Source organism: Streptomyces sp. NBC_00464 (genome assembly GCF_036013915.1).
Lineage (GTDB): Bacteria > Actinomycetota > Actinomycetes > Streptomycetales > Streptomycetaceae > Streptomyces.
Genome location: NZ_CP107899.1, coordinates 4249553 through 4265090 on the forward strand (window position 1 = coordinate 4249553; position 15538 = coordinate 4265090).

At 71.0% G+C, this 15538-nt stretch carries 16 protein-coding genes; 7 read left to right on the forward strand and 9 right to left on the reverse strand.

Annotated features, from left to right (window positions below; translation table 11 throughout):
- The first annotated feature begins 127 nt into the window (after nucleotides 1-127).
- Nucleotides 128-733 carry a GTP cyclohydrolase I FolE gene (folE, locus tag OG912_RS19145; RefSeq protein ID WP_327710414.1) on the forward strand — a complete coding sequence of 202 codons (606 nt, stop codon included), beginning with the start codon at nucleotides 128-130 and terminating at the stop codon, nucleotides 731-733.
- Between the two features lie 54 nt (nucleotides 734-787).
- Here the strand turns inward: folE and OG912_RS19150 are convergent, their stop codons facing one another.
- The 6 genes from OG912_RS19150 to OG912_RS19175 all read right to left on the reverse strand — a co-directional run bounded on the left by OG912_RS19150 (nucleotide 788) and on the right by OG912_RS19175 (nucleotide 5750).
- On the reverse strand, nucleotides 788-1270 hold the full coding sequence (locus OG912_RS19150) for a DUF3180 domain-containing protein (protein WP_326736963.1): 483 nt from the start codon (nucleotides 1268-1270) through the stop codon (nucleotides 788-790).
- An 89-nt stretch (nucleotides 1271-1359) separates the two neighbouring features.
- On the reverse strand, nucleotides 1360-1971 hold the full coding sequence (gene folK / locus OG912_RS19155; RefSeq protein WP_326736962.1) for a 2-amino-4-hydroxy-6-hydroxymethyldihydropteridine diphosphokinase: 612 nt from the start codon (nucleotides 1969-1971) through the stop codon (nucleotides 1360-1362).
- Nucleotides 1968-2327, reverse strand: a complete 360-nt coding sequence (gene folB / locus OG912_RS19160) for a dihydroneopterin aldolase (protein WP_326736961.1) — start codon at nucleotides 2325-2327, stop codon at nucleotides 1968-1970. The genes folK and folB overlap by 4 nt, the downstream gene beginning before the upstream one ends.
- A gap of 211 nt (nucleotides 2328-2538) precedes the next feature.
- Entirely contained in the window at nucleotides 2539-3021 is a 483-nt protein-coding gene (locus tag OG912_RS19165) for a nuclear transport factor 2 family protein (RefSeq protein WP_327710416.1), read from the reverse strand.
- Nucleotides 3018-3878 carry a dihydropteroate synthase gene (gene folP / locus OG912_RS19170; RefSeq protein ID WP_443060993.1) on the reverse strand — a complete coding sequence of 287 codons (861 nt, stop codon included), beginning with the start codon at nucleotides 3876-3878 and terminating at the stop codon, nucleotides 3018-3020. The genes OG912_RS19165 and folP overlap by 4 nt, the downstream gene beginning before the upstream one ends.
- Nucleotides 3879-3908: 30 nt before the next feature.
- On the reverse strand, nucleotides 3909-5750 hold the full coding sequence (locus OG912_RS19175) for a phosphatidylglycerol lysyltransferase domain-containing protein (protein WP_327710417.1): 1842 nt from the start codon (nucleotides 5748-5750) through the stop codon (nucleotides 3909-3911).
- 140 nt (nucleotides 5751-5890) lie between these two features.
- Here OG912_RS19175 and OG912_RS19180 point away from each other — a divergent pair, with 140 nt between their 5' ends.
- A complete protein-coding gene (locus OG912_RS19180; protein ID WP_327710418.1) occupies nucleotides 5891-7012 on the forward strand; it encodes an alpha/beta hydrolase in 1122 nt (373 codons plus the stop codon).
- A 24-nt stretch (nucleotides 7013-7036) separates the two neighbouring features.
- On the opposite strand, the gene OG912_RS19185 is transcribed toward OG912_RS19180, so the two are convergent.
- On the reverse strand, nucleotides 7037-8233 hold the full coding sequence (locus tag OG912_RS19185) for a betaine/proline/choline family ABC transporter ATP-binding protein (protein ID WP_327710419.1): 1197 nt from the start codon (nucleotides 8231-8233) through the stop codon (nucleotides 7037-7039).
- Between the two features lie 129 nt (nucleotides 8234-8362).
- Here OG912_RS19185 and OG912_RS19190 point away from each other — a divergent pair, with 129 nt between their 5' ends.
- The 4 genes from OG912_RS19190 to OG912_RS19205 all read left to right on the forward strand — a co-directional run bounded on the left by OG912_RS19190 (nucleotide 8363) and on the right by OG912_RS19205 (nucleotide 11948).
- Entirely contained in the window at nucleotides 8363-9076 is a 714-nt protein-coding gene (locus OG912_RS19190; protein ID WP_327710420.1) for an ABC transporter permease, read from the forward strand.
- A 4-nt stretch (nucleotides 9077-9080) separates the two neighbouring features.
- The gene (locus OG912_RS19195; RefSeq protein WP_327710421.1) at nucleotides 9081-9755 is read left to right on the forward strand and encodes an ABC transporter permease; all 675 of its coding nucleotides are present in this window, start codon (nucleotides 9081-9083) and stop codon (nucleotides 9753-9755) included.
- A gap of 70 nt (nucleotides 9756-9825) precedes the next feature.
- Complete coding sequence (locus tag OG912_RS19200; protein ID WP_327710422.1) at nucleotides 9826-10812, forward strand: ABC transporter substrate-binding protein; 987 nt, start codon at nucleotides 9826-9828, stop codon at nucleotides 10810-10812.
- A gap of 101 nt (nucleotides 10813-10913) precedes the next feature.
- Complete coding sequence (locus OG912_RS19205) at nucleotides 10914-11948, forward strand: hypothetical protein (RefSeq protein ID WP_327710423.1); 1035 nt, start codon at nucleotides 10914-10916, stop codon at nucleotides 11946-11948.
- 21 nt (nucleotides 11949-11969) lie between these two features.
- Here OG912_RS19205 and OG912_RS19210 read toward each other — a convergent pair whose 3' ends face one another.
- On the reverse strand, nucleotides 11970-13112 hold the full coding sequence (locus OG912_RS19210) for an NADH-quinone oxidoreductase subunit D (RefSeq protein ID WP_326736952.1): 1143 nt from the start codon (nucleotides 13110-13112) through the stop codon (nucleotides 11970-11972).
- Nucleotides 13113-13169: 57 nt separating this feature from the next.
- Nucleotides 13170-14171, reverse strand: coding sequence for an SAM-dependent methyltransferase (locus OG912_RS19215; RefSeq protein WP_327710424.1), 1002 nt, complete (start codon nucleotides 14169-14171; stop codon nucleotides 13170-13172).
- Between the two features lie 96 nt (nucleotides 14172-14267).
- Between OG912_RS19215 and OG912_RS19220 the strand changes: the two genes are divergently transcribed.
- A complete protein-coding gene (locus OG912_RS19220) occupies nucleotides 14268-15482 on the forward strand; it encodes a sensor histidine kinase (RefSeq protein ID WP_326736950.1) in 1215 nt (404 codons plus the stop codon).
- The last annotated feature ends 56 nt before the right edge of the window (nucleotides 15483-15538 follow it).

Consider the following 15538-nt stretch of genomic DNA (forward strand, 5'->3'; position numbering starts at 1 on the left):
GTCCCCCAGGTTTTAGCCTGTGGGGGCGCGGCTTTTCCCTTGGGCCCTGTCCGGCCCTGATCCGCCGGACAGGCGCCACACCTGCGCGGATGTCCACGCAGTGACAGTTCAGAGGAACGAGGCACAGATGACCGACCCGGTGACGCTGGACGGCCAGGGTTCGATCGGCGAGTTCGACGAGAAGCGGGCCGAGGCGGCCGTACGCGAGCTGCTCATCGCCGTCGGGGAGGACCCGGACCGGGAGGGGCTGCGAGAGACCCCGGGCCGGGTGGCGCGGGCGTACAAGGAGATATTCGCCGGCCTGTACCAGGAGCCCGAGGACGTCCTGACGACCACGTTCGACCTGGGTCACGACGAGATGGTGCTGGTCAAGGACATCGAAGTGTTCAGTACCTGTGAACACCACCTGGTGCCGTTCCGCGGAGTGGCGCACGTCGGGTACATCCCGGCGGCCAGCGGCAAGATCACCGGTCTGTCGAAGCTGGCCCGTCTGGTCGACGTCTACGCCCGCCGGCCGCAGGTCCAGGAGCGGCTCACCACGCAGATCGCCGAGTCCCTGATGGAGATCCTGGAGCCGCGCGGCGTCATCGTCGTCGTGGAGTGCGAGCACATGTGCATGTCGATGCGCGGGATCCGCAAGCCCGGGGCGAAGACGCTGACCTCGGCGGTCCGCGGACAGCTCCGCGACCCCGCGACGCGCGCCGAGGCCATGAGCCTGATCATGGCGCGCTGACGCACCGGCCCGGACAGGGCTGACGCACCGGCCCGGACAGGGGAGGGCGGCGTCCTACGCCGCCGCCGCGTTCTTGTTGTCGTCCTCGTCGTCCGGGAGCTTGCAGACGCGCTCCAGGAACAGGGCCGCCGCGATCACCGCGATGCCGGCCAGGACCGCGAAGCCCGCGTAGATGGCCTGATCGCGGCGGGCCGGCATGTCGAGGGAGCCGAGCAGGAAGACGCCGACGCCGCCGTACATCCCGGAGACCAGGGCGACGACGAGGGCGCTGGCCTGGCCGAAGACCACGGCACGGGCCGCCATCAGGGGCTCGACGCCCTTCGCGCCCGGCCGGCGCTCGCGCTGGGCGCGCAGCCGGGAGCGGAGGGAGAGCGCCGTCGCCAGCAGGACCACGGCGATCACCGCGAGCACGATGGGCGCGGCCAGCGGCACGCCGGGCAGGGTGCCGAGGGAGTCCCAGAGGCGGGCGCCGCCCCAGGACAGCACCCCGGCGGCGGCGAAGAGGCCGGCCAGTACTCCGAGCCGTAGTTGCTTCACCGGGTGAGCCGCCCTTCGCCGCCTGTGGATGTCAGGCCCGTGGTTGTTCCGGCCTGTGGATGTCCTGCTGTCTTCTTCGAGCCTAACGACTACTCGGGCAGCCGGAGTTCCAGGTCCGCCCGGGGCAGTACGCCGCCGCGTCCCACACCGGCCAGCAGGTCGGCGACCGGGCCGGCGCCGGGCAGCTGGGCCTCGGGATCCACGTCGTGCCACGGAGCGAGCACGAAGGCGCGCTCACGGGCCCGGGGGTGGGGGAGGGTGAGCTCCGGGTCGTCGGAGACGACGTCCGCGTACGCGACGATGTCCACGTCGATGGTGCGCGGCCCCCAGCGCTCCTCGCGGACCCGGTCGAAGGCCTCTTCGATGGCCTGGCCGCGCTCCAGGAGGGAGGACGGGGGGAGCGTCGTCTTCACGACGACGACCGCGTTGAAGTACGAGGGCTGGGAGCCGGGTTCGACGCCCCACGGCTCCGTCTCGTACACCGGGGAGACCGCCTTGACCCGAAGGCCGGGGGTGTCCTCCAGGGCGTCGATGGCGCCCTGGAGGGTCTCCAGGCGGTTGCCCAGGTTGGAGCCCAGGGAGATCACGGCGCGTTTGGGGTTGGAGAGGGTGATGTCCGCGGCGTCCACCTGCTCGACCACGGAGGCGGGAACCGGCTGTACGGTCGGGTCGCTCTGCCCCTCGGTAGAAAATGCAGTCATGCTCGGCTCCGGGTGATGGTGACGGTGACGTCGTCGAAGGGGACGGTGATGGGCGCATCCGGCTTGTGGACCACGACCTCCACCTCCTCGACGCCTTCGTGCTTGAGGCACTGCTGGGCGATGCGCTCCGCGAGCGTCTCGATCAGATCGACGGGTTCGCCCTGGACCACTGCGACGACCTCTTCGGCGACCACGCCGTAGTGCACGGTCTTCGTGAGGTCGTCGGCGGCTGCCGCGGGACGGGTGTCGAGGCCGAGCACCAGGTCCACGATGAACGTCTGTCCCTCTTCCCGTTCCCGGGGAAAGACGCCATGGTGCCCACGGGCCTTGAGGCCGCGCAGCGCGACACGATCCACGCGAATCACTCCTGCTGTTGTTGTCGAAGGGGTACGAACCACGTGCGGGTGGCTGCGTACCCTTTTCCGAATCTACCTGCGAGCGCCGACAGTCCTCCCCCGCGGGGGCTATGGACACGGCGGCACGGGGCTGGTAGCCGCTGATACCCCGCTGTGCCCCGTTCCAACCCCACCGAGCTGCCTTTCGGGCCTTCAACGGCCTTGTACCCACTCAGGAAGGGGAGTCCTCGTCCTCTTCCTCGCCGGTTTCGGCCAGTACGGGCGAGCCGTGGTGGGACCAGAGCTTCCAGCCGTCCGGAGTGCGGCGGAACACATTGGTCGCGACGACCAGTTGGCCGACGAGCGGCCCGAGCGAGCTGCCCTCCTCCGCGGGGCCGCCGCTGAGGATGTTCTCGGTGCAGGTCACCAGAGCGGTGTCGCCCGTCATGGAGACCCCGACATCCGTCAGGAAGAACTGGATGTACTCGGTGTTCGCCATGATCAGGGCGTAACTGCGCAGTACCTCGCCGCGTCCGGTGAGCACCGGCCAGCCGGGGTGGACGCAGGAGACGGTGAGGTCCTCCCCGGGCAGCCAGAGCCCGGTCAGCTCGTCCAGGTCGCCGCGCTCCATGGCCTCGTAGAACGCGGTGTTGGCCCGCTCGACCGCCTCGATGTCGTCGGCGGCGGAGGCCTGCTCGTCCTGCGGCTCGTTCACGCGGCTCCCTCGACCGCGCGGGCGACCCGGACGGCATCGGCGGTGGCCCGGACCTCGTGGACCCGGACGGCCCAGGCGCCGGCCCGGGCGGAGAGCGCGGAGACCGCGGCGGTGGCCGCGTCGCGCTCGCGGGCGGGCGGCGGGGCGGCCCCCTCACCGGCCAGCACATGGCCCAGGAACCGCTTGCGGGAGGCGGCGACCAGCAGCGGGCGGCCGAGGCCGTGCAGCGCGTCCAGGCGGGCGATGAGCGACAGGTCGTGGGCGGCGTCCTTGGCGAAGCCGAGGCCCGGGTCGATCACGATCCGTTCGGGGGCGACACCCCCGGCGACCACGGCGTCCATCCGGACCCGCAGCTCCTCGACGACCTCGGCGACGACGTCCCCGTACACCGCCCGGCTGTTCATGGACTCGCTGAACCCGCGCCAGTGCATGACGACGAACGGCACCGCGGCGGCGGCGACGACCGGGACCATGTCCGGGTCGGCGAGACCGCCGCTCACGTCGTTGACCAGGACCGCGCCCGCGGCGACGGCCTGCTCGGCGACCCGGGCCCGCATGGTGTCGACCGAGACCGTGACCCCTTCGGAGGTCAGGCCGCGGACCACCGGGACCACGCGCCGCAGCTCTTCCGACTCGTCCACCCGGCTCGCGCCGGGGCGGGTCGACTCACCGCCGACGTCGACCAGGTCGGCACCCTCGCCGACCAGGTCGAGGCCGTGCTTCACGGCGGCCGTGGTGTCGAACCAGCGACCTCCGTCGGAGAAGGAGTCCGGGGTCACGTTGACGACACCCATGACCGCGCAGCGGTCCCACTCCGGCAGGCCCTGCACCGAGCCTCGTCCATGCAACGTACTCATACGACCAGCCTAGGCCCGTCACGATGCCGGTCACGCCGGGCGGATGCCCTGTTCGCCGGTGGAGGCCCGTATGTGGGCGCAGGGGCGCGGGCCGCCCGCCCGCAGCCGGCGGGCCAGGGGGCGGGGGAGGGCGAAGCTCACGAAGCCCTCGGCCTGCATGGCGGCCAGCGAGATCCGGGGCAGGTCGCGGGCGGTGCGGTAGACCACGAACCGGGGCTCCCAGCGCGGCCGGAACTTGGCGTTGAACTTGTACAGGGACTCGATCTGGAACCAGCGCGAAAGGAAGACCAGCAGCCCGCGCCAGACCCGCAGCACCGGCCCGGCACCCAGCTTCTCGCCGCGGGCCAGGGCGGAGCGGAACATCGCGAAATTCAGCGAGACGCGGGTGATGCCGAGCCGGGGCGCGGCCTCCAGGGAGGCGACGATCAGCAGCTCGTTCATGCCCGGGTCGGCGGCGCGGTCGCGGCGCATCAGGTCCAGGGACATCCCGTCGGTGCCCCACGGGACGAAGTGGAGGACGGCCTTCAGATCGCCGTACGGGGAGTCGGCGTCCCGCTCCTCGGCCTGGTGGGCGGTGGCGACGAAGCAGTCGCGGTCGGCGCCGTCGCCGATCCGGCCGAGCGCCATGGAGAAGCCGCGCTCGTTGTCCGTGCCGCGCCAGTCGGCGGCGGCTCGCCGGATGCGGGCCAGTTCGGTCTCGCCGATGTCCGCCACGCGCCGGACCCGCGTCTCGTACCCGCCGCGCTCAATGCGTTTCACCATCTGGCGCACGTTGCGCATCGCGCGTCCGGCGAGCGAGAAATCCGCGACATCCACCACCGCCTCGTCGCCGAGTTCCAGGGCGTCGAGTCCGGTCTCGCGGGTCCAGACCTCGCCGCCGGTCTCGCTGCAACCCATCACGGCGGGGGTCCAGGAGTGCGCCCTGGCCTCGTCCATGAAGCGTTCGATGGCGCCGGGCCAGGCCTCCACGTCGCCGATCGGGTCGCCGCTGGCCAGCATCACCCCGGACACCACGCGGTAGCAGACGGCAGCCTTGCCGCTGGGCGAGAAGACCACGGCCTTGTCGCGGCGCAGCGCGAAGTGGCCCAGCGAGTCGCGGCCGCCGTGCCGCTCCAGCAGGCCGCGCAGCCGCGCCTCGTCGTCCTCGGTGAGACGGGCGGCCGGGTGCTCGGGGCGGAACGCGAGGTAGATCGTGGTGACGGCGGTCAGCAGCCCTAGCGCGCCCAGCGAGCAGCCCACGGTCCAGGAGGTGTCGCCGGCGTAGTCGACCGGGCCCTCGAAGCCGAACAGTCCGTACAGCACGTGCTGGAGCCGGTCGGCGATGCTGGGGTTCCCGACCAGGCGGCCCGGGTGGACGCTGACGATGACCAGGCCGAGGCCGAGCGAACCCGCGCCGAGCAGGACGAAGTTGGCCAGTGCCCTCCAACGGCTGCGCGGGTCGGGGAGCGCGGCGAATTCACTCCGGTGGCGTACCAGCAGGTAGCAGAGCGTCAGCGATACGACGGCGCCCAGGACCGAGTGCCGGTAGACGAACTGGGCCACCGCACCGGCCGGGAGCAGGACGACTGCGGCCCGCCAGGCCCGTCGCTTGTGCCGCTTCAGGCCGTGGGCCAGGAGCAGCAGCAGGACGCCGGCGCTCAGTGCGAGCGCGGCGGCGAAGGGGCCGAGGGCTCCGGGGAGCACCTCGGCGAGGGTGTGCATCCGGCTGTGCCGGAAGCGCGGGAAGACGCCCGCGGCGACGTCGATCAGGCCGACGGCGGCGCAGGCGGTGCCGACGAGGGCCGGCACGGTCTCGGGTCGCGGTCCGTATGCGAACTTGCGTACGCCCTTCGGAACCAATCCCGATTTATCCCCATCTAGCGTGACAGACATCGCTTCCCGTGGTTCCGCGAGAGATTCTTGGAGTCCGTCGGCCGGAGCCCTGCGGACGATGTGCGACCTCTAGGACGAGGCTTCCGGGCCATGGGTTCACCCATGAGCCGGAAATTTCCTGACAAGAAAGTTCAACCGCCATGGGCCTTACCGGTAACGCAGTTCTGATCCTGGCGATCGTGCTTGCCGTCGCGCTGTTCGCCGTCACGGTCTGGTTCTGGCCGAGGCTCGCCCGGCGCAGCGTCTCCGCGGTGTTCGGCAGGGTGGGTCTGCTGCTGGCCACCCAGGTGGCGGTCTTCGTCTCCGTCGGCCTGATGGCCAACAACTCGTTCCTCTTCTACGGCTCCTGGGCCGACCTGTTCGGCCAGAAGCAGGAGCTGGGCGTGGTGACCGACCACGCCCAGGGGACCCTGGCGGCGAAGAACATCGTCCGGGTGGGGACGCAGCGGCCCGACGTGCCGGGAGGCTCGCGGCCCGCCCTGGCCGGCCGGATCGACAAGGTCGTGATCGCGGGGCGGCACTCGGGGATAGAGACCTCGGCGTACGTATACCTGCCGCCGGAGTACTTCCAGGAGGCGTACGCCCGCCGGAAGTTCCCCGCGGTCGTGGTGCTCACCGGATACCCGGGCACCTCGGAGAACCTCATCAAGGGGCTCGCCTACCCCAAGACGTCGCTCGAACGGGTGCGGGCGGGCCGCTCCCAGCCGATGATCCTGGTGATGCTGCGACCGACCCTGGCCCCGCCGCGGGACACCGAGTGCGTGGACATAAAGGGTGGTCCGAAGACCGAGACGTTCTTCGCCGACGACCTGCCACGCGCGATCTCGGCCGGCTACCGGGTCGGGCGGCACGCCCGCAACTGGGGCATCATCGGCAACTCGACCGGTGGCTACTGCGCCCTGAAGATCGGCCTGCACCATCCGGCGCGCTACACGGCGAGCGCGGGACTCTCCGCGTACTACGAGGCGGCCGAGGACCCGACGACCGGTGACCTCTTCCACGGTGACCAGGGGGAGCGGGAACGTGCCGACCTGCTGTGGTCCCTGGACCACCTTCCGCAGCCGGACTCGTCCTTCCTGGTGACGACGTCACGCACGGGAGAGTCGAACTACGCCGACACACGGAAGTTCGTGGCCAAGGTGAAGCGGCCCGCCCAGGTCTCGTCGATCGTGCTCGACAGCGGCGGGCACAACTTCAACACCTGGCGCCGGGAGATCCCCGCGACCCTGGACTGGATGAGCAGCCGGCTCAGCGAGAACTGACCGGAGGCCTCGCGGCGGGCAGCCTCACTCCCCCGCGGTCTTCGCGACGCCCGCGACGCCCGCCACGCTCTCCACGGCCACCTCGGCGCGCGGTACGGCCCGGTCGTCCGCGTTGATGGAGCGGCGCAGCGCCTCGTGGAGGCGGGCCGGGGTGAGCACGCCCAGGAACCGGCCCTCGCTCTGCTCGTCGATGACCGCGATCCAGCCGGCGTCGTGCTGGAGCATGGTGGCGAACGCCTGCTTGAGCGGTGCGCCGACGGGCAGCCAGGCCTCCATCCGGCGGGCGTGCTCGCGGACCGTGCCCTTGGCGCCGGTGAGTGCGTCACCGGCCGGGATCCAGCCGTGAAGCTTGCCGTCGCCGTCCAGCACCACGGCCCAGCGCGCCCCGTCCGCGCGCAGCCGCTCGGTCGCCCTGTCCAGCGGGTCGTCGAGGTGGACGACCGGCGGCCGGTCGAGGTCGCTCTCCTCGACGGGGGTGACCGAGAGCCGCTTGAGCCCGCGGTCCGCGCCGACGAAGTCGGCGACGTAGTCGTTGGCGGGGGCGCCGAGCACGGTGGCCGGTGAGTCGAACTGCTCGATCGAGCCCTGTCCGTAGACGGCGATACGGTCGCCGAGCCGGACCGCCTCCTCGATGTCGTGCGTGACGAACAGCACGGTTTTGCGGACCTGGGCCTGGAGCCGCAGGAATTCGTTCTGCAGCCGTTCCCTGACCACCGGGTCGACCGCGCCGAAAGGCTCGTCCATCAGCAGTACCGGCGGATCCGCGGCCAAGGCCCTGGCCACGCCCACGCGTTGGCGCTGACCGCCGGACAGCTGTTCCGGATATCGGTCGCCATAAACGGAAGGATCGAGTCCGACCAGATCGAGGAGTTCCGCGGCGCGGGCACGGCCCTTTCCGCGTTTCCAGCCGAGGAGATGGGGGACGGTCGCGGTGTTCTCCAGCACCGTCCGGTGCGGAAACAGGCCGACCTGCTGGATCACATAGCCGATACGGCGCCGGAGTCGGACCGGATCGATGGTGGATATGTCGTCCCCGTCGAGGAATATCCGGCCCTCGCTCGGTTCGATCAGCCGGTTCACCATCTTCATGGTGGTCGTCTTGCCGCAGCCCGACGGTCCGACGAGCGTGACGAGTTCACCTTCGGCGACCTCGAAGGAAAGGTCGTCGACGGCGGTGGTGCCGTCCGCATACCGCTTGGTGACGTGCTCGAAACGGATCATGGTTCCCCATTGTGACGCGTGTTCTGTGAAGGACGTGTTGCTGGAATACAACGGCCTCGGCGATTGTCAGTGGTCGAGGATAGGCTCGCCGGACATCAGTACGAGAGGCGATCGGGAGGTGGGGGACGGATGGCCGGACAGAACTGCCTGGTGACGAACGACTGGATCTGCGGGGAGTACCTCCGCTCCCGCAGCCAGGAGTTGACCGATGCGACGGTGCAGCACATCTGGATCACCGCGGTATCGGTGGCGATCGGGGTCGCGGTCGCCTTTCCGCTGGCGCTGCTCGCCCGTCGCGGCCGGCACTTCGCCGGACCGGTTCTCGGACTGACGACGGTGCTCTACACGGTGCCTTCGCTCGCGATGTTCTCGCTCCTGCTGCCCCTGTTCGGGCTTTCCGCGGCGCTCGTGGTCACCGGGCTCGTGCTGTATTCGCTGACCATTCTCGTACGGAACATCCTGGCGGGTCTCCAGGCGGTTCCGCAGGAGGCGAAGGAAGCCGCCCGGGGCATGGGATACGGGCCGGTGCGTCTGCTCTGGGAGGTCGAACTCCCCCTTGCGATGCCCGCGTTGATGGCCGGGATACGGATCGCCACGGTGTCCACGATCGCGCTGACCACGGTCGGCTCGATCGTCGGCCGCGGCGGCCTGGGCAATCTCATCGAGGACGCCCTGCCGAGCTTCTTCAAGGCCCAGGTGCTGGCCGCCTCGGTGCTCTGTGTGCTGCTCGCGGTGGTCGCGGACGTGCTGCTGCTCGTCGTGCAGCGGCTGCTGACCCCGTGGACCCGAATACCGGCCACCCGCGATGCCGTGACCGCGGCCGGCCCGGCGAAGGCGGTCTGAGGTCATGGGAGTTCTCGGCGAAGCCTGGACCTGGCTCACCACCGGCGCCAACTGGTCGGGGGAGAGCGGGGTGGCCCACCGGCTCGGTGAGCATCTCTACGTCAGCGGGGTGGCGCTAGCCCTGTCCTGCGCCATCGCGCTGCCCATCGCGCTGTACCTGGGACACATCGGGAAGGGGGGCGCGCTGGCCGTCAACATCTCCAACGTGGGGCGCGCGATCCCGGTCTTCGCGGTGCTGGCCCTCTTCATGGTCTCGCCCCTGCGCAACGCGGGATACATACCGACGATCATCGCCCTGGTGCTGTTCGCCGTGCCGCCGCTGCTGACCAACGCCTACGTCGGGATGACGGAGGTGGACCGTGCGGTGGCGGAGGCCGCGCGGGGGATGGGCATGTCGGGCGGTCAGCTCTTCCTCCGTGTCGAACTCCCGCTGGCCTACCCGATGATCATGGCCGGGCTGCGTTCGGCCGCGGTACAGGTCGTGGCCACGGCGACGATCGCCGCGATGGTCGGCCAGGGCGGCCTCGGCCGCATCATCACCGCCGGATTCAACACGTACAACACCCCGCAGGTGGTCGCGGGCGCCCTGCTGGTCGCCGTGCTCGCCCTGCTGGTGGAGGCGGTACTGGTCGGCATCGACCGGCTGCTGTCACCGTTGCGCCGCCGCCGGACGGCATGAGCGTCCGGCCGGCTCACCCAACCGATCACGCCAGTCACCTATGGCCTCGTTGCCGTGGACGGAGAACATCATGAGCAGGACCTCGCGCATAGCCGGCGCGGTCATCGGCATCGTCGCGCTCGCGGGCTCGCTCGCCGCATGCGGTGGCGACAGCCTGGAGAAGGACAAGGACGGATCCGCCGCGTCCGCCGGGGACAACGACTCGGGGAAGAAGGGCTCACTGGTCGTCGGTGCCGCCGCCTTCACCGAGTCCAAGGTGCTCGCGGAGCTGTACGCCGGTGTGCTGTCCGACGCCGGATACAGCACGTCGATCACCACGGTGAAGAACCGCGAACTCTACGAACCCTCGCTGGAGAAGGGCGAGATCGACGTCGTCCCGGAATACGCGGCGACGATCGCGGAATTCCTCAACGCCAAGGTGAACGGGGCGAAGGCGGCCGAGTCCGAGCCGGTTGCCTCGGGCGACACCGCGGCCACCGTCGCCGCTCTGGAGAAGCTCGCGACTCCGCGCGGACTGAAGGTGCTGCCGGCCGGCAAGGCCGTCGACCAGAACGCCTTCGCGGTCACCAAGGAATTCGCCGACAAGAACAAGCTCAAGACCCTTTCGGATCTCGGCGCCTCCAAGATCAAGGTGAAGATCGCGGCGGGTGACGAGTGCGAGGTGCGGCCGTTCTGCGCACCCGGCCTGAAGAAGACGTACGGCATCGACGTCACCGGCATCGACCCCAAGGGGGTCGGCACCCCGCAGTCCAAGCAGGCGGTCAAGGACGGCAAGGACCAGCTGGTCCTCACCACCACGACGGACGCGGTGCTGGACACCTACGGCCTGGTCTTCCTGGATGACGACAAGAAGCTCCAGAACGCGGACAACGTGCTGCCCGTCCTCCATGCGAAGGACGCCGGTTCCCAGGACATCGCCGACGCACTCGGCAAGCTCACCGACGCACTCACCACGCAGGATCTGGCGGAGCTGAACCGCAAGGTCGACGCCGAGCGTGCCAAGCCCGCCGATGTCGCCAGGGAATACCTGGAGTCGAAAGGTCTGATCAAGAAGTAGCAAGGGCGGAACGAGCGATTCAGGGGCCGTCAGGTAACTGCCCGGGAACAGATTGCCGGGCGGCCCCCCAAGCGGCCCGTACGCACGGTAAATTTCGGGCCATGCCACGTGGACGCCACCGCCATTCGCCACCTCTGCACAGAATCCTTCCGCCTTCGGCCGTCGCCGGAGTCGCGGCCCTCTGTGCCGCGGGAGCCTGGCTGCTCGCCGAGCCGCTGGTCCTGCGCGGACTGGTCGCCGCCGCGGCGGCCGCCGCCGTGACCGGCGCGTATCTGATGCGCAGCTGGGACCGGGAGGCGGGCCGTCGCGTCGCGGAGCTGACGCGCGCCCGCGCGAGTGACGAATGGCGTGCCGAGGAACGCGTGGCGGAACTGGAAGCCGATCTGGAGGAGTCGCGCGAGCTGCGCGCCCGCCTGGAGACGAAGCTTCGCCGCAAGCGGGTGGAGCTCGCCGGACTGCGGGGCGAGCACGCCGCGCTGCTGCGGCGGTACGCCAACGCCGAGACCGAGCGCGCCAGCGTGCTGGAGAGCCGCCGACAGCTCGCGCTGGAGGCGGCCGCGCCGCCCCGCGAACTGCCCGCCGCGCGCAGCACCCCGACGCCGTCCGCGTATCTGCGTGCCGCCCAGGCCCTCGACGACCTCACGCGCAACGGCGCGCTCCAGGAGGCGCGGCGCACCGCCGAGCAGGCCAGGAAGCGCGATCTCGCGGAGCGCTCCAGGGAGCCGGAGGAGCCGCAGGGCAGGCACGCCGCGGCCGCCGGCTCGCAGGCGTCCGCCGGGCAGACGGGTGGAGAGCAGCACCGCCGCCCGCAGGCCGCCCTGCCCGCGACCAGGCAGTCCCCGGCGCTGCCCGCCCCGCGCCCGGTGCAGGCCGCCAGCGCGGTCGTTCCGTACGCGGCGTCCCGCCGTCACCTGGTGCCGCAGGGCAGCTTCGACTTCTTCGGTACGCAGAAGGCGCACGCCGCGATCGAGTCCGTACAGAACGAGGACCTCGCCGACGTGGTGGGCGAGGAGGCGCTGGCCGCGCACCGCACGGGGGCGGCCGAGAACCGGGCCGTCGGCAAGGTCATCGACCTGACCGCGCACGACGAGACCGAGCAGCTGGACGTGGCGGAGCTGCGCAGCGCGATCTCGTAGGACGGAACAGGCGGCAGCCGGTTACTTGTCGATGTCGCCGACGACGAAGAACAGCGAACCGAGAATCGCCACCATGTCGGCGACGAGCGTGCCCGGCAGCAGCTCGGTGAGCGCCTGGATGTTGTTGAACGAGGCGGAGCGGAGCTTCAGCCGGTACGGGGTCTTCTCGCCCTTGGACACCAGGTAGTAGCCGTTGACGCCGAGCGGGTTCTCGGTCCAGGCGTAGGTGTGGCCCTCGGGGGCCTTCAGCACCTTGGGCAGCCGCTGGTTGATCGGACCGGGCGCCAGATCGGCCATCCGGTCCAGGCAGGCGTCCGCCAGGTCCAGGGCGTTGTGCGTCTGGTCCAGCAGGCACTCGAACCGGGCCAGGCAGTCGCCCTCGGTACGGGTGACGACCTTCAGGGTGTCCTGGAGCTCCCCGTACGCGAGATACGGCTCGTCGCGCCGCAGGTCGAAGTCGACGCCCGAGGCGCGGGCGATCGGCCCGGACACCCCGTAGGCGTGCACCGCCTCGGCCGACAGCACCCCCACCCCGCGGGTACGGCCCCGGAAGATCTCGTTGCCCAGCACCAGCTTGTCGTAGACGTCCATCCGGGAGCGGACCGAGGCGACGGCGTCCCGGGCGCGGCCGAGCCAGCCCGCCGGGAGGTCCTCCTTGAGGCCGCCGACCCGGTTGAACATGTAGTGCATCCGGCCGCCGGAGACCTCCTCCATTACGGCCTGGAGCTCCTCGCGCTCCCGGAACGCGTAGAACACCGGGGTGATCCCGCCGAGTTCCAGCGGGTACGAACCGAGGAACATCAGGTGGTTGAGGACCCGGTTCAGCTCGGCGAGCAGGGTGCGCGTCCAGACCGCGCGCTCCGGCACCTCCATGGCGAGCATCCGCTCGACGGCCATCACGACGCCCAGCTCGTTGGAGAACGCCGACAGCCAGTCGTGGCGGTTGGCGAGCATCACGATCTGCCGGTAGTCGCGGGCCTCGAAGAGCTTCTCCGCGCCGCGGTGCATATAGCCGATGACCGGTTCGGCGTGCTGGATGCGTTCGCCGTCCAGGACGATGCGCAGACGGAGCACGCCGTGGGTGGAGGGGTGCTGGGGGCCGATGTTGAGCACCATGTCGGTGCTCTCCGCCGCGCCGCCGATGCCGACTGTCGTCTCCGTCATGGGGGACAGTATTGCCTGCGGCCCGGCTTCCCGGGGCTCCGCCCCGGACCCCGCTCCTCAATCGCCGGAGGGGCCGGACGGGGACGGGCCCGGGACCCGTTGCGTCAGCCAGCCGAAGTCGCCCAGGCCGCCCCGGGCCGTGAGCTCCGCCGCCTGGCCCGCGGACGCCAGGGCGCGCACGTATCCCGCCGGGTCGCCCGACGCCAGGGACAGCGGCGGGCGTTCACCACTGACGCCCAGCTGCCGCAGCGCCTCCCGCTGGCTGCGGATCTCCGCACCCGGGCCGCCCGCCGCCGCGCACGCGTCCAGGGCCACGTGCGAGGTGAGGTCGCAGCTGCCGTCCGGCACCGGGCGCACCTCCCGCCCCGCCCGGAAACCGGTCAGCGTGCCGAACGGCGGCCGCTCCTCCCGTACGTGGCAGTAGTCCACCGCCACCGCGAGCCCGGCGGTCAGCGTGGACACCGCGCCCGCCCACGCCTCGTCGCGCGGGCGGCCGATCTCGGCCCTGCTGCCCGGCCCCGCCGACGGCCACCAGCGGTGCAGCCATCGCGCGTCCGCCCCGCTCACCGGTTCACCCGGCCGCTCCGCGCCGTCCGCCGTCCGCACCAGGACGTACCGCTCGACGCCGTCCGCATCCGTCTCGGCGACCGGCACCGGCACGTTGTCCAGCCACTCGTTGGCGAACAGCAGCCCGCGCACCCCCTGCGGCGGCTCGGCGCACCACTCCACCCGCGGGTCCAGACCGGGCGGGCGGGCGGCGAGCTCGACGGCGTACGCCCGTACCGTGAGGCCGTCCCCGCCCTCGGCAGGCAGCGCGGCGAGCACCCCCGTCAACAGCTCTCCGCGCCCCGCCCCCAGATCCACCAGGTCCACATCCGAGGTCCCCAGTTCCGCGGCCGTCCTGACCAGCAGCCGGGCGACGGCCGCGGCGAACAGCGGGGAGGCGTGCACCGAGGTACGGAAATGCCCCGCAGGCCCTTCGGGGCTCCGGTAAAACCCCTCGTCCCCGTACAAAGCGGCCTCGGCCGCCTCCTGCCACCCACGCCACTCATCCGTCACGTTCCCAAGTCTCCACCTTGGGGAGTACGGTCTCCGGACCCGGATCGGCCCTTCGGCTGACCCCGGCACCCCTTGGCTTTCCCTACGCTGGGTCACGTGCAGCGCCTCTACGATTTCATCCGCAGACACCCGACGGGCGTCGACAGCTTCTGGGCCGTCTTCCTCCTCGGGATCTCCGGCATGACGATCGTGGTCGGCGGGGACGCGGACGGTGGCCGGGTACAGCGCATCGCCATAGTGCCGATCGTCATCGGCCTCTGCACCGTCGTCGCGCTGCGCCGGCGCGCACCCGAGAAGATGCTGCTGCTCGCCATCGCGATGGGCGTGGCCCAGCTGGTGATCGGGGTCAGACCCACCCTCGCGAACTTCGCCATGCTGGTGATCACCTTCACCGTGGCCACCGTCGGCGAACGCTGGGCGTCCCGGCTCTCCCTGGCCTGCAGCCTGTGCGCGGCGGGTGTCTCCCAGCTCCGCTGGCCGGAGCAGGAGGGGGCGCCGCGCGGCTGGGCGGAGTCGGTGTTCCTGGTCGTCGTGATGACGGTGCCGTTCGTCCTGGCCTGGGTGCTCGGTGACTCGATGCGGACCCGGCGGGCCTACTTCGACCAGCTGGAGGAGCGCGCCGCCCGGCTGGAGCGGGAGCGCGAGGCGCAGTCGAAGGTCGCGGTGGCGGCCGAGCGGGCCCGTATCGCCCGCGAACTCCACGACGTCGTCGCGCACAACGTATCCGTGATGGTGGTGCAGGCGGACGGTGCCGCCTATGTGATGGACGCGGCCCCCGACCAGGCCCGGCAGGCACTGGAGACGATCTCCAGCACCGGCCGGCAGGCGCTCGCGGAGATGCGGCGACTGCTGGGCGTGCTGCGCACGGGGGACACCCCGGAGACGGGGGAGTACGTCCCGCAGCCCGACGTCGACCAGATCGAGGACCTGATCGAGCACGTCAGGGCGGCCGGTCTGGCCGTCGACTTCAAGATCGAGGGCACCCCGCGCTCGCTGCCCAGCGGCGTCGAGCTGACGGCGTACCGCATCGTGCAGGAAGCCCTGACCAACACCCGCAAGCACGGCGGTCCGAACGCCGGGGCCAGCGTGCGACTGGTCTACTTCGACGACGGTCTCGGCCTGCTGGTGGAGGACGACGGCCGGGGTGCGGCGCACGAGCTGTACGAGGACGGCGGCGCCGACGGCGCGGGCCACGGCATGATCGGCATGCGCGAACGGGTCGGCATGGTCGGCGGCACGCTCGACGCCGGACCGCGCCCCGGCGGCGGATTCCGGATCAGCGCGCTGCTGCCGCTCAAGGCCGCGAACTAGGGACCCCAGGGTCTGTCGTACGCCGAAACCGACCGCAGAACGAACAGGAGACAGGG

What these genes read in the sequence shown, in the direction of transcription:
- folE (WP_327710414.1), top strand. Translation starts at nt 128, where the DNA reads ATGACCGACCCGGTGACGCTGGACGGCCAGGGTTCGATCGGCGAGTTC.
- folK (WP_326736962.1), bottom strand. Translation starts at nt 1,971, where the DNA reads ATGACTGCATTTTCTACCGAGGGGCAGAGCGACCCGACCGTACAGCCG.
- folP (WP_443060993.1), bottom strand. Translation starts at nt 3,878, where the DNA reads ATGAGTACGTTGCATGGACGAGGCTCGGTGCAGGGCCTGCCGGAGTGG.
- OG912_RS19175 (WP_327710417.1), bottom strand. Translation starts at nt 5,750, where the DNA reads ATGTCTGTCACGCTAGATGGGGATAAATCGGGATTGGTTCCGAAGGGC.
- OG912_RS19180 (WP_327710418.1), top strand. Translation starts at nt 5,891, where the DNA reads ATGGGCCTTACCGGTAACGCAGTTCTGATCCTGGCGATCGTGCTTGCC.
- OG912_RS19185 (WP_327710419.1), bottom strand. Translation starts at nt 8,233, where the DNA reads ATGATCCGTTTCGAGCACGTCACCAAGCGGTATGCGGACGGCACCACC.
- OG912_RS19190 (WP_327710420.1), top strand. Translation starts at nt 8,363, where the DNA reads ATGGCCGGACAGAACTGCCTGGTGACGAACGACTGGATCTGCGGGGAG.
- OG912_RS19195 (WP_327710421.1), top strand. Translation starts at nt 9,081, where the DNA reads ATGGGAGTTCTCGGCGAAGCCTGGACCTGGCTCACCACCGGCGCCAAC.
- OG912_RS19200 (WP_327710422.1), top strand. Translation starts at nt 9,826, where the DNA reads ATGAGCAGGACCTCGCGCATAGCCGGCGCGGTCATCGGCATCGTCGCG.
- OG912_RS19205 (WP_327710423.1), top strand. Translation starts at nt 10,914, where the DNA reads ATGCCACGTGGACGCCACCGCCATTCGCCACCTCTGCACAGAATCCTT.
- OG912_RS19210 (WP_326736952.1), bottom strand. Translation starts at nt 13,112, where the DNA reads ATGACGGAGACGACAGTCGGCATCGGCGGCGCGGCGGAGAGCACCGAC.